The organism is Pseudomonas sp. MPC6 (assembly GCF_006094435.1).
Classification (GTDB): domain Bacteria; phylum Pseudomonadota; class Gammaproteobacteria; order Pseudomonadales; family Pseudomonadaceae; genus Aquipseudomonas.
The window spans coordinates 2,218,173-2,231,101 of the sequence record NZ_CP034783.1 but is presented as its reverse complement, the minus strand read 5'-3'; the positions used below and the strand labels follow the sequence as shown (position 1 = coordinate 2,231,101).

At 59.4% G+C, this 12,929-nt stretch carries 13 protein-coding genes; 3 read left to right on the top strand and 10 right to left on the bottom strand.

The annotated features are described in order from the left end of the window. Together ELQ88_RS12535 and ELQ88_RS12530 are read left to right on the top strand one after the other, a co-directional pair. The gene (locus ELQ88_RS12535) at positions 1 to 1,830 is read left to right on the top strand and encodes a glycoside hydrolase family 15 protein (RefSeq protein ID WP_138965356.1); all 1,830 of its coding nucleotides are present in this window, start codon (positions 1 to 3) and stop codon (positions 1,828 to 1,830) included. Further along, positions 1,827 to 2,531, top strand: coding sequence for an ROK family protein (locus ELQ88_RS12530; RefSeq protein ID WP_138965353.1), 705 nt, complete (start codon positions 1,827 to 1,829; stop codon positions 2,529 to 2,531). The genes ELQ88_RS12535 and ELQ88_RS12530 overlap by 4 nt, the downstream gene beginning before the upstream one ends. A gap of 559 nt (positions 2,532 to 3,090) precedes the next feature. Here ELQ88_RS12530 and ELQ88_RS12525 read toward each other — a convergent pair. The 10 genes from ELQ88_RS12525 to atpD all read right to left on the bottom strand — a co-directional run bounded on the left by ELQ88_RS12525 (position 3,091) and on the right by atpD (position 10,264). After that, positions 3,091 to 3,348, bottom strand: a complete 258-nt coding sequence (locus ELQ88_RS12525; protein ID WP_138965351.1) for a hypothetical protein — start codon at positions 3,346 to 3,348, stop codon at positions 3,091 to 3,093. Between the two features lie 120 nt (positions 3,349 to 3,468). Next, entirely contained in the window at positions 3,469 to 4,383 is a 915-nt protein-coding gene (locus tag ELQ88_RS12520) for a F0F1 ATP synthase subunit gamma (protein ID WP_138965349.1), read from the bottom strand. Further along, a complete protein-coding gene (locus ELQ88_RS12515; RefSeq protein ID WP_138965347.1) occupies positions 4,383 to 5,960 on the bottom strand; it encodes an alternate F1F0 ATPase, F1 subunit alpha in 1,578 nt (525 codons plus the stop codon). The genes ELQ88_RS12520 and ELQ88_RS12515 overlap by 1 nt, the downstream gene beginning before the upstream one ends. Continuing rightward, complete coding sequence (locus ELQ88_RS12510; RefSeq protein WP_138965345.1) at positions 5,957 to 6,730, bottom strand: F0F1 ATP synthase subunit B; 774 nt, start codon at positions 6,728 to 6,730, stop codon at positions 5,957 to 5,959. Before ELQ88_RS12510 ends, ELQ88_RS12515 begins: the two co-directional genes overlap by 4 nt. A gap of 3 nt (positions 6,731 to 6,733) precedes the next feature. Continuing rightward, positions 6,734 to 7,024, bottom strand: a complete 291-nt coding sequence (locus tag ELQ88_RS12505) for a F0F1 ATP synthase subunit C (RefSeq protein WP_138965343.1) — start codon at positions 7,022 to 7,024, stop codon at positions 6,734 to 6,736. A gap of 42 nt (positions 7,025 to 7,066) precedes the next feature. Next, positions 7,067 to 7,768 carry a F0F1 ATP synthase subunit A gene (locus ELQ88_RS12500; protein ID WP_138965341.1) on the bottom strand — a complete coding sequence of 234 codons (702 nt, stop codon included), beginning with the start codon at positions 7,766 to 7,768 and terminating at the stop codon, positions 7,067 to 7,069. Next, positions 7,759 to 8,085 (bottom strand): ATP synthase subunit I, encoded by a 327-nt coding sequence (locus ELQ88_RS12495; RefSeq protein WP_138965339.1) that lies wholly within the window; start codon positions 8,083 to 8,085, stop codon positions 7,759 to 7,761. Before ELQ88_RS12495 ends, ELQ88_RS12500 begins: the two co-directional genes overlap by 10 nt. Next, the gene (locus ELQ88_RS12490; RefSeq protein WP_138965337.1) at positions 8,078 to 8,419 is read right to left on the bottom strand and encodes an AtpZ/AtpI family protein; all 342 of its coding nucleotides are present in this window, start codon (positions 8,417 to 8,419) and stop codon (positions 8,078 to 8,080) included. Before ELQ88_RS12490 ends, ELQ88_RS12495 begins: the two co-directional genes overlap by 8 nt. Further along, on the bottom strand, positions 8,416 to 8,820 hold the full coding sequence (locus tag ELQ88_RS12485; RefSeq protein ID WP_138965336.1) for a F0F1 ATP synthase subunit epsilon: 405 nt from the start codon (positions 8,818 to 8,820) through the stop codon (positions 8,416 to 8,418). The genes ELQ88_RS12490 and ELQ88_RS12485 overlap by 4 nt, the downstream gene beginning before the upstream one ends. Next, positions 8,801 to 10,264, bottom strand: a complete 1,464-nt coding sequence (gene atpD, locus ELQ88_RS12480; protein WP_346342819.1) for a F0F1 ATP synthase subunit beta — start codon at positions 10,262 to 10,264, stop codon at positions 8,801 to 8,803. The genes ELQ88_RS12485 and atpD overlap by 20 nt, the downstream gene beginning before the upstream one ends. Before the next feature lie 1,069 nt (positions 10,265 to 11,333). Here atpD and ELQ88_RS12475 point away from each other — a divergent pair. Continuing rightward, positions 11,334 to 12,788 (top strand): site-specific integrase, encoded by a 1,455-nt coding sequence (locus ELQ88_RS12475; protein WP_138965332.1) that lies wholly within the window; start codon positions 11,334 to 11,336, stop codon positions 12,786 to 12,788. Positions 12,789 to 12,929 lie beyond the last annotated feature (141 nt).

Genomic DNA, 12,929 nt, shown 5'->3' with positions numbered 1-12,929 from the left:
GTGCCCCTGCCCATTGAGGATTACGCCATGATCGGTGACGGCCACACCGCTGCACTGGTGGGCCGCGATGGTTCAATCGATTGGCTATGCTTGCCTCGTTTCGACTCGGGCGCCTGCTTCGCGGCCATTTTGGGCGGCCCAGAGTACGGTCGCTGGGTGATCGCACCACGCGAAAAAACCACCGTGGTGAGTCGTCGCTACCGCGAAGGCACCCTGATCCTGGAAACAGACTTCGAGACAGCGTCGGGTGCAGTGCGCTTGATCGACTGCATGCCGCTGTCAAACGAACGTTGGGACGTGTTGCGCATCGTCGTGGGTCTACGTGGGCGCGTGGCCATGAGCATGGAGCTTATCATTCGTTTCGACTACGGCTCCATCGTCCCTTGGGTGAGCCGGCGCGAGGGCATACTGTTCGCGACCGCCGGGCCAGACACACTCGAGTTGCATACGCCGGTGCACACGCGCGGTGAGCAAATGACTACGCGGGCCAACTTCGAGATTGGCGCCGGTGAACGTGTACCTTTCGTGCTCAACTACCGGCCGTCCTATGCGCCCGTGCAGCAGGCCATCGACGCCGAAAGCACACTTGTGCAGACCGAGCGTCACTGGCAGGAATGGTCAGGGCGCTGCCGCTTCGAGTGCCGGTGGCAGGACGCGGTGCTGCGATCTTTGCTAACGCTCAAAGCGCTCATCTACCAGCCCACAGGCGGCATCGTTGCAGCGCCAACCACCTCGCTGCCGGAGCACCCGGGCGGCGTGCGCAACTGGGACTACCGCTATTGCTGGCTGCGCGATGCGACCTTCACGCTGAATGCCTTACTGCTCTCAGGCTACACCGACGAGGCGCTGGCTTGGTGCGGCTGGCTACTGCGTGCCGTCGCGGGCAGTCCAGCCGATATGCAGATTCTGTACAGCGTGACCGGAGAGCGCCGGCTCGAAGAGACCGAAATCGCGTGGCTGCCGGGGTATCTACTGGCCTCCCCGGTGCGTATTGGCAATGCAGCGGCCGAACAGTTCCAGCTCGACGTCTACGGCGAGGTGATGGACACCCTGCATCTGGCGCGTGCGGCCGGGCAGGTACTGCCGCCGCATGCCTGGGACATCCAGCGCGTCTTGCTGGACTTCCTCGACAGCCATTGGCAAGAGCCGGATGAAGGCATCTGGGAAGTCCGTGGTCCGCGCCGGCACTTCACCCACTCCAAGGTGATGGCCTGGGTCGCCTTCGACCGCGGAGTCAAGGCCATCGAACGCTATGGACTGGAAGGCCCGGTCGAGGCCTGGCGTCGCACCCGCGACCAGATCCACGCGCAGGTGTGCGAAGAAGGCTTCGATGCGAAGCGCAAATGCTTCGTTCAGTATTACGGCAGCACGGCACTCGATGCCAGCCTGCTGCTGATTCCCCTGGTGGGCTTTCTGCCGCCGGACGATCCGCGAGTGAGGACCACGATCGCCGCGATCGAACGCGAACTGATCGTCGACGGCCTGGTGTTGCGCTACCGAGTTGAGACTGCGACGACTGTCGACGGCCTTCCACCTGGCGAAGGTGTTTTTCTGCCTTGCAGTTTTTGGCTGGCCGATTGCCTCGCCGTCATCGGCCGTCGCCACGAGGCCGAAACGCTGTTCGAGCGTCTACTTGCGTTGCGCAACGACGTCGGCCTGCTCGCCGAGGAGTTCGATCCCCGAAGCGGACACATGCAGGGAAACTTTCCGCAAGCCCTCAGCCACATGGCACTGGTCAATACCGCACGGCTGCTCTCGCTGGCGCGGGATCAGATCGATGAATCAAGCCGCAAAGGCGAGCGACCGGTCACTGCCAAGGACGTACCATGAACACTCTGCGAAAGTCAGTGCAACCGAAGATCCTGGTCATCGACGTCGGTGGTTCACACATCAAATGTCTACTCAGTGGCGAGAAGACTCGGCGCAAGTTCAAATCCGGGCCAAAACTCACACCGCAGCAGATGGTCGACGGGATACTCAAGATTACCGCCGACTGGCGTTTCGATGCGATATCGATCGGCTACCCCGGTGTCGTTACTCAGGGCTCTCCGGCACGCGATCCGCACCACTTGGCGCCAGGGTGGCTCGGCTTCGATTTCGAGGGCGCATTTGGTCGCCCGGTTCGTATCGTCAACGACGCGGCCATGCAGGCCCTCGGCAGCTATCGGGGCGGCAAGATGCTGTTTCTAGGCCTGGGCACCGGCCTGGGGTCTGCACTGATCGTGGATGGGCATATCGTGGCGATGGAACTGGGTCACCTGCGGCGTAGCAAGCGGCAGGATTACGAGGACCTGCTCGGCAAGCGCGGCTACAAGCGCCTCGGCAAGAAGAAGTGGCGACACAAGGTACATGCCGTCGTCGAGGGTTTCAGCGCGGCATTGTTGCCCGACGAAATCGTCATCGGCGGCGGACAGGCCGATCGACTCAAGACGCTTCCACCGCGAAGCCGACTGGGCAATAACGCGGCGGCCTTTCTCGGTGGCTTTCGCCTGTGGGACGAGTCGCCGCCGGCCAAGTCACCGAATACCTAAAAAGATCTTTCATGAGCGTGAACTCGGCATTGTATTAACCCGGCGAGCGCTTCTGCGCTCGTACGCTGGCATGCTGTAGCAAGGAACTGTCGTGACCGGTCTGCCCTGCAATCCGACGATCTTCGAACACACAATTCCACTTATCCTTTTGGGTCAATCTGACCTTTTGTCGCTGGAACGGTTCTAGACTGCAAACGCTAATCTAACGTCAGAATCAGAGACTTTAGCCCTGCATTGCGAAATCTTTACTCGGGCTTGCAGGACCTCGCTCATGCAGATTCATGGATCGATTGCAGAGGTGATTCGACCTGGTTCACCCTCACAAGGAGACCACCTCAGTTGCGATCAGTAGCCGCCGGAGGCCGGCGTCTGGCAAGCCGAGCGCGAGCAGAGTGATGAGTAACATCTTGCTGGCGTTAGCGCCTGACGCGGAAGATAGGCTACGCCCGCCATACGCATGCCAGGTAACGCAGGCGCAGCGGCAAAAACATCAATAAAGTACCGCTCTCGATACGCACCTCCAGGCTTCATTCACGATAGCCCGGTCGCTAAACTCAAACTAAATTGACTCATCCGCCGAAGCTTTCAGATGAAACAGCCCCTTGACCTTGGACTGGAGCGTTTTCGCGATGGCCTGCGCTTCTTCAAGAGTTGTGCCCGCCTCAAGATGCATTGTTATTCTGCCATGTGCACTTGGGCTGCCTGGCACGTTGACCGGCTCGCAAACGATCGAGACCGGGGCTTCGTCCAACGCGTGTTCGGTGGGTGCGAGCTCCCTGACGATGTATTGGTAAACGGCAGATTTCGGCTGGGTCATGGGAATTGCCTCAATAGGTTATCGCCAGCCACTATTTCAACCGCGTGGGTTGGCAGAACATCTGCCCTCATTCTGAAAGCCGTACCTTGGGCTGTCTGTTCGATACCACACACAGTGCGTTCAGCGTTGAGGGCCTGTATCGGCGTTCGACGACAAGGCGTCAAAACCGGAGATCACGTCGAAAAGCTCCTCGTCGATGCCGGCTTGGCGTAAACGGTGATAGGTGGCGTAGAGGTCTTCCAGAAGCTCGCCGATGTTGCGGTCTGCGCGCTGCATCGCGGCGAGACGGCTGGCGTTTTCACTGGCCAACGACTCGGCACTGGCACGAAACAGCGAGACGAACAGGTGCTCGCGGATGAAGGCACGCAGCGTCTGCTTGTTTGCGCTCAGGACTTCGGGCCGTTGACTCGTGGGCCAGGGATGCTTAGCCAGTCCGCGTTGCCAACGGTCGTCCAGAGGCAGGAGTCGCTGACTCACGGGGTTATAACCTTTGCCAGTCGGACGGTTATAGAAAAGGATCAGCGTTGCGCTATGCTGCTCACCCACTGCTGCGCTTTCCGGGATCGGTACTTTTTGCAGAATCTGTCCGACGAGTTGCGTGATTTGTTCTACCGATCCGGGAACGGCAAATGAGCCTTCGAGCGCCATACCGGCATCGAGCAGTCGTTCATACACGCGCTCGCCGACCGCCCAAACCTTCACCGAGGAAGACGCGACCTGCGCCATCGCGTAGTCGACCACCTCCTCATTGAACCGACCTACCAGCCCTTGATCAGAGCCAAATACAACGGCGTGCACCACAATGTCATCGACGCGCGTCGGGGAGGACTGAATGCGTGCCCCACCAGGATCGACCGAACGCAGACACACACCCAACCCCAGTTCAACCGTGCGCGCGTAGTCGGCGAGTGCCGCCACTGATCGTTCGTACTGCCCGATCGCTGAGGCGGCCGAGGCTTTCATGACCCCTACCACGGACTTAAGATCTGCTGCGCTACTGATCTGGCGGCGCAACGAGGTGATGGTGACGGCCATCAGGTTTCCTTGGTATCAGTCACGGCCCCAGTCTCGGGCGTCGCCAAAAACACCGCAAGGGCATGACGCGCGGCTTCGGTGACCCGCTCACGATCGGTGTCGCTCATCTTGCCGACATCTGCCAGTCGCTTGCCCACGTCATCCGGGAGTCCATTGGCAGCTTCCTCCACGGCATGCTGTGCAGCAGCCATGCGATCAAGCGGTACCGAGTCGAAAAGTGCCGCATTCAATGCAAGCAAGATGGCGATCTGCGCGAGCATCGTCACCGGCGAGAATTCCGACTGGCCCAGGCAGGCGCGGATACGCTTTCCGTGATCGATTGACTGTCGTGTCTCTTGATCCAGTCGGGCACCGAAGCGCGCAAAGGTCTCCAGCTCCTCGAATTGCGCATAGGCTAGCTTGAGGTCGCCTGCTACCGCTCGATAGGCCGATCGCTGCGCCTTGCCACCCACTCGCGAGACAGACTGCCCGACATCAATCGCCGGCAGCACACCCAGTTCAAACAGCGATGGCGATAGCACAATCTGCCCGTCGGTAATGGAGATTAGATTGGTCGGGATGTAGGCCGATATATTCTGGGCTTCGGTTTCGATGATGGGCAGTGCCGTCATTGAACCCCCCCCGCGCTCGTCATTCAGATGGGTGGAGCGCTCCAGCATGCGCGAATGGATGTAAAAAATATCGCCCGGAAAGGCCTCACGGCCTGGCGGCCGACGCAGTAGCAGCGACAGTTCGCGGTAGGCCCGCGCGTGGTGAGTCAGGTCATCGTAGACAATCAGCACGTCGCGGCCTGCCTCCATGAAGTACTCGGCAATGCTGGTGGCTGCATACGGTGCGATGTAGGACAGTCCGGGCGCCTCGTTGCCTTCGGCTACCACCACCACGGTATAGGCCATTGCCCCCTTCTCGCGCAGGTTGGCCACCGTCTTGGCCACTGCCGATGCTCGCTGGCCGATGGCGCAGTACACGCACAACACGTTCTTGTCACGCTGATTGAAGATGGTGTCAATGGCGATCGCTGTCTTACCGGTCTGGCGGTCGCCCAGGATCAGTTCGCGCTGCCCCCGACCGATCGGGATCAGTGCGTCGATGACTTTAAGCCCGCTTTGCAATGGCTCAGTCACAGGTGCACGGTCCATGATGTCGGCGGCCGGCCGTTCGATGGGCAGGCGCTCTTGGGTCGCCACCTTTGCACCGCCGTCAAGCGGCCGGCCGAGCGGGTCAATCACTCGGCCCAACAGCGCATCGCCCACGGCTACGTCCATCACCCGGCCGGTACGCCGCACCTCCTGACCGGCGCGCAGGTGGGCATAATCGCCCAGCAGCACTACATCGACGCCCTCCTCGTCCAGATTGAACGCGATGCCCGACAAGCCACCGGAAAACAGAAGTAATTCCTCGAAACCCAAGTGCGGTAAACCATGGACACGGGCAATGCCAGTGGAGACGCTGACGACCGTGCCTACCTCGTGCAGTGCCAGTTGCGGCTTGAAGGCCTGGAGTCGCTGACTGATGCTGGCGAACGCATTTTCCAGGGCGCTTTGCAGCGTTGGTTCTACCGACGTGGTCTTCGTCATGTACGGTCCGTTGAGCGCAGTTGTTCGTTCACGGCCGATGACAGAGCATCGAGGTAGTCAGAAATGCTCCAGGCCAGCTTAAGCCCCTGAAAGCTGAGTTCGATACCGCTGACCAGCTCAGGAGCTGTCTCGAACTTGAGTGCAATCGCCTGCCCGAAAAACTCATCCAGAGCAGCCTGGATCAAGGTACGTTGCGCCACCGGCAATTCGAATGCGCTGCGCAACCGAGCCGGATCGTCATCAGACCCGGCCTTGAGCCCGGCGGCCAACTCGTCCAGCGCGGTGCCGTCGAGAGCCCGCAGGCGCTGGATGAAGACTTCGCAAGCCTGCTGCTCAAGGCTAACCGATGCCAAGTCACTGAGCACCCGGCGTGAAATGTCGTAGACCTGTTGTTGCGTGTGACGGACGAAATCGGCATGCAGATGCTGTCTCTCGATCACCAGTGCTTTTGCTCTCATTTCGCTTGCAGAATCGGCCGTTTGACGAGCCTCGGCCAGCAGCCGCACACGCTGATCATTTGCTTCATCAGTGGCCTTCCTCAGCAACGCTGCCCGCTGCTCGTCAAAGGACTGGTTCTTCTTATCGAACTCGTCCTGCTGCTGATGGGCCTTGGCCTTGGTTTCGGCGGCGTCTTTGAGTTCGGCTGCTATTTTCGCCTCTCGCGCAGCGATAGCGTTCAGTACGGGTTGGTACAAAAAGCGCTTCATCAACCACACCAGAATGAGGAAGTTCAGCAACTGCGCACCGACAGTGAACCAGTCGATTAGCACGATTTACTTTCCTGCCGCTTGGGTCGCTGCGGTGACAGCGGCATTCCAGAAAGGATTGGCGAAGATCAAAATCATCGACACGACAAAGCAATAAATCGCCGTTGACTCAATCATTGCCAGACCGACGAACAGCGTACGGGTGATGGTGGCCGACGCGTCAGGCTGCTGGGCCAAAGAGCTGAGCGCGGTGGCAACAGCCCTGCCCTCGGCCAACGCAGGCCCCATCGTACCGAAGCCGGTAGTCAGGCCCGCCATGACGATGGAGGTGACGGCGATCCAGGTGAGAGAGTCCATAGGCGTGCCTCTATGTGTATTGACAGATAACGGTATAGCCGCTCAGGTGTCCGACGTCGATGAAGGGTTGTTGGCCGCTTTGCTGGTGCGCGTGGCGGCGGCGATGTATACCGCCGCAAGGATGGTAAAGATGTAGGCCTGCACCATGCCGGTGAGTAAGCCCAGCACCGTCATCAGGATCGGGAAGACAAACGGCGTTATGGACAACAGGATGGCGATGATCATCGCGCCGCTCATCATGTTGCCAAACAGACGCACAGCCAGCGCCAGCGTACGCGACACCTCACTGATGAGGTTGAAAGGCAACATGATCGGCGTCGGTTGCATATAAGACTTCAGGTACCCCGCCAGTCCCTGCCCCCAGATGCCGAACAGCGGTACCGCTACCAGCACGCACAGGGCCAGCGCTACGGTAGTCGACAGCGACGCGGTGGGAGGCTCGTAACCCGGAATCACCGTGGCCAACGCCGCCGCAGCAATGAACAGGAACAACGTGCCGAGAAAGCTCAGGTAGCGAAGAGGCTGCTGCAGGCCAACGTCTTTGATCTGTCCGACAATCGCCGTCACCACGATCTCCAGCAGGTTCTGCCAACGTGACCGTTGATGACCGGTGGAGAGGCGACGCGTGATCAGCGCTGCGCCCAACACCAGCACGGTCATCAGGGCCCAAGTGAACACGATGGTGGCATTGAGCTTGAAGAAGCCGTATTGCCAAAAAATCCAGGCATCAGGGGTCAGGCGCATGGTGGCGGTCCGGATGTTGGCACCACCAACGCGGCCGCAGTCGGTTGTGTGGCACGCAAGACGATCACGCGTGCGAGTAGAAAACCCAGCATGCATAGACCCAGCCGCAGCGGTTGCCCGGCACCGACAAGATAAAAGCCAAACAACACGATAGCGGTTCGCAGTATCAGGCTGGCAAGAAACCAGCGTGCCGGTGTCGGCGACGAAGCGCCGCGGCGCACGGTCCACCACAGTCCGGCGAAAAAAATGCCCCCCAACGCGGCTCCCACCAACAGCACGGCCACCCATACCAGCACCCAACTACCATGATCAATCATCGCCCCGCTCCTTTTCATCACGTTCGTCGTGCATGGCCTGGTCTTCCTTTGCCACCCAGTGCCAAGCGTTAAGGCAACCGATGGTGAGTCCCGCCACCAGAAGCGCCAGCGTCCAGGAGCGACCGCCGGGATGGTGCCGATCAAGCCAAAGTCCGAGGGCCGCACCAAGCAACGTTGGCACGACCACCGACCAACCAATCAAACCCATCATGCCCAAGCCAAACCACACCCCTGGAGTGTCCCTGCGGCGCGCCTTGAGTTTGCGGGCCGCCTTGGCGCCGACCTGTTCAGCTAGCGTTTGCTCGACAGGCGTGCGCTTGGGGTCCGGTTTCATGACGAGTGATCGCGCAAAGAAGCGAACCGGCGCATAAAACCGGTTTCCAGCCGAGCCATGGTCTGGCGCATGGCTTGTTCTTGTGCGTCCAGCGTCAGGAACTCCTGCTCGACGGCGTCGCGCAACCGAGCCAGATCAGCGCCGCGCAACGCCCGTCGCGCCGAAATCACGACATCCGGCCCGGTCTTGACCAATACGCCCTCGTCCAGCGCCAGGAATACTTCACCTTGCGATTCGCTCTCGAAACTGAGGATGCCCGGCACAAGTGCCGCCACGCAGTCCAGACGCCGGGGCAGCAAGCCGAATGCCCCTTGTGCCGTCTCGACAATAATGCTCGACACGTTCGTTTCGACGGCAAACACTTCGAAGGGCAGCAACACCTTAAGTGTCATCAACGGCATGAGTTGGCTCCTTGGCAGCCTTGCTGGCCTGCGGATCGACCTCAGCTTTGGCGTTAACCTTGGTCTTGGCTTCATCGACCGCACCTATCATGTAGAGCGCGCTCTCGGGAAAGTCCTTGAATTCGTCCGCCAGAATGCGCTCGCAGCCATCCAGCGAATCTTGCAGGCTGACGAGCTTGCCGCTCATGTTGGTGAACTGCTCGGTGGTGAAGAATGGCTGCGTGAGGAAGCGTTCCAGACGCCGCGCACGGGCCACTACTTTGCGGTCGTCAGGCGACAACTGCTCCAGCCCGAGCATGGCGATGATGTCCTTGAGCTCTGCGTACTGGGCCAACGTGCGACGGATAGCCTGCGCAAGTTGGTAATGGCGTTCGCCGACGATACCCGGCGTGAGCACTTTGGAACTGGACTGAAGCGGGTCGATGGCTGGAAACAACCCTTCGCTGGCACGCTTGCGCGACAGCACGATCGACGCCGAAAGGTGCGAGAAGGTATGCACCGCCGCCGGGTCGGTGAAGTCGTCGGCCGGCACATACACCGCCTGAATAGAGGTGATCGCGCCACTGTCAGTGTTGGCGATCCGCTCTTCCAGCGCCGAGAGTTCGGTGCCCATCGTCGGTTGGTACCCCAAACGGGACGGCATCTGTCCCATCAAGCCCGACACCTCCGAGCCGGCCTGGATGAAGCGAAAAATATTGTCGATGAGCAGCAGCACATCACGGTGTTCGTCGTCACGGAAGTACTCAGCCATCGTCAGCGCGGCATGCCCTACCCGGAAGCGCGCGCCGGGCGGCTCGTTCATCTGGGCGAAGATCATCACCATGTTAGGCAGCACCCCGGCGGCCTTCATTTCGCGGTACAACTCCTCACCCTCTCGCGAGCGCTCACCGATACCGCAGAAGATGCTCACACCTGCCTGGTGACCGATCATGTTATGGATCATTTCGGTCAGCAACACCGTCTTGCCGACGCCGGCTCCGCCAAAGAGACCGGCCTTGCCACCGCGCTCCAGCGGGGTGAGTACGTCAATGCCCTTGATACCGGTCTCGAACACTTCCGATTTGGTTGAGCGGCGCACCAGCGATGGTGGTGGTTGGTGCACAGAGCGCCATTCCACACCGTCCAGCTCAGGCTGGCGATCGATCGTGGAGCCAAAGACATCGAACATCCGCGACAGGATCTGCTTTCCAACAGGGGCTTTCAAAGGCCCACCGGTGTTATGCACAAGCATCCCTCGTGCCAGACCCTGCGTGGGTGTCAGCGCGATGCCACGTACGTGGTGCTCGTCGCGCTGGGCCAATACCTCGATGGCCACTTGGCCGCCGTCCGCGGCGCGCAGCAGGGTGTGGATGGGCGGCAGCGTGCCGTCGAAACGCACGTCCACAACACTACCGCGCACCGCAGCTACCACACCAACGCTCGCTGCACCCTCCTCGGTCGTCATTCGGCGTTCCGTCATCACACCTTCTCCCGCAGGGTCCTCGTAGCGTACCTATGGAGAGTCATAGCACAGTCACCAATACCTTGCTGTTTACATCTTGCCCGCCCACCCTCCCATTAACCGTTCGGTAGCGAACACAAAGGGCCGTAATAGCGTCAATGAACATGCGCTGTGAGCGCATGACAGACGGGTAAGGCGCTATGGCGAACGCAACACGTCCACCACAATCCGCCAAGCACAAGGGGAAGCCAACCTAAAAATCGGGGACCAGATGGGGGACAAGTATATGCTGTTGCTCGTTGAAAACCTCAGTACTAGCCTGCCACGAACAACCGCTTTAGACCGATTCTATTGAAAAGTCCGACTTTTAACTCGCCTCAACTCAGGCACGAGCACTACCGGAGAGCCTACTCACCACGTTGAGTGGTTTCTCGGCTCTTCGTTGACTTTGCTGCTCTCTTAGTCGGTTGGGTTGACGTTTTTTGCGGAATGCAGACGCACCTATCCATAAGCGGTGGCCCTTGAGAGTAAGTTTCGCCAGCCGTCGCAGGTTCTGTACGCGGCAGTCAGCGTGAACTCATCGGATGCGCCATTCACGCCACGTATTCGCAAGCGATCCACTTTCAGGATGCGCGTGAGACCCAAGTCTTTTCTTTCAGCAGGTAACTCACCTAGCCCCCAACCAATCAGGTTCAGGTCCCTGAGCGGTTCTTAACAGCTCATACAGCTGTGCCAAGCAGCACACGCCAAAATCTGGAAAAACTCGCGGCGGGGCAAAAAGTGGGGCAAAAATCAAGATCTCGAAAAAACGGTAGGCCATAAAAAAATCCAGCCACCGCTAAGTGACTGGATTTCTTAAAGAATAAATGGTCGGGACGGAGTGATTCGAACACTCGACCCCTAGCACCCCATCTCCTTTTTCATACTTCTTGAAAGCTTCCAAAATTTTACTCTGGATTTTTCTAAGCTAGTATTTACTTGAGCTCCAGCGGTGTTCTGCTCTACGAGAGTCCAGTAACGTCCATCAAGAGCCGACGTTTTTGTGGGGGTAAAAGTAGGGGGAACCCATTTTATGGCCAAAATCACCATCAAAGAACTCGAGTCGCTGACCGCCAACGATGCAGGCCGAATCCTCCGGGAGGATGGCAATCTCGCCGGTCGAATTTCCGCGCGCAAGGACGGCGTGTCGGTCAGCTTTTTCTATCGCTATCGGTGGGGCGACCAGAACAAAGAGTACGCCTGTGGGTCCTGGCCACGCAAATCCCTGACGGACATCCGCAAGGCGCGTAACCAGGCCAGGGCGCTCATCGATGAGCAGATCAATCCCAACGAGCAAAAGAAAACCGCCAAGGCACAGGCATACGCCGCGGCTAACGTAGAGGCCGAACAAGTAAAAACGATCAAGGTGCAAACGCTGACCGTCCAGGATCTGGCCAAGGCCTGGCTGTTGGATGGCGTCGCGCGTAAAGACGGCAATGCCGAGCTGCAGCGCCGTTTTAACAAGGACCTATACCCGGCACTCGGTAGGACAGCGGTGAACAATGTTTCCGAACACGATGTTCGCGCTCTGATCCGGGCCGTGCTCAACCGCGGCGCTTACCGGCAAGCCATCAGCTTCTTCGCCGACCTTACCCAGATGTTTAGCTGGGCCAGAAAGCGCCAACCTTGGCGGACCTTATTGATCGAGGGTGATCCAACTGAGCTGGTCGACATCTCCCCCTTGATCCCTGCCGACTACGAACCGGAAAGAAGCCGCATCCTTTCGCCGGCTGAGCTGTTGGAACTGCACAACCGCTTCCAGCAAATGACCGCCGATTACAACGCTCTCCCCGCAGGCCAAAAATACGACGGCATTCGGCCGCTAAAGAAGGAAACGCAGATCGCGCTCTGGATCAGCCTGGGCACCTTGTGCCGGATCGGCGAGTTGCTCCAGGCCGAATGGAAAAATGTCGATCTGGAGCGGCAGACGTGGTTCCTCCCCAGCGAAAACGTCAAAGGCACTCGCGGCAAGAAACAGGACCACCATGTCTTCCTCTCCCCCTTCGCCCTGCATTTCTTTCAGGAACTCAAGACCCTGACGGGAGACTCCCAGTGGTGCTTTCCGAACAAGCAGGATGATGGGCATGTGGACGTAAAGGTGGTGAGTAAACAGGTCGGCGATCGCCAGGCCCGGTTCAAAAAACGTAAGGCTCTCTCCAGACGGCGTCATGACGACACTCTGGTCCTGGCCGACGGCCAAAACGGCGACTGGACGCCGCATGACCTGCGCCGCACCGGCGCAACCATGATGCAGGCTTTGGGGGTCAGCCTGGACGTCATCGACCGCTGCCAAAACCATGTGCTAGCTGGCTCCCGGGTGAGGCGCCACTACCTGCATCACGACTATGCCGAAGAGAAGAAACGCGCCTGGAACCTCTTGGGCGATCGCCTCAGTGCAGTGCTGTCCTCAACCTACGAGCATTCGCCAACCGAGTCGATGCTGTCTTTTCCAGCGTACGCGGCGACAGAGACGCGGACGCCGTCATAGGGCTGTTGCACCCAGCGCTCTCCGGAATTGCGAACCCGTGTTGTGTTGCTGCAATCCATGCCAACGCAGGTCGAGGCCGGGTTGCACGATATACAAGTCGCGATCACACAACTCCGGCTTTAGTTCGGCAAAACGGTCTAA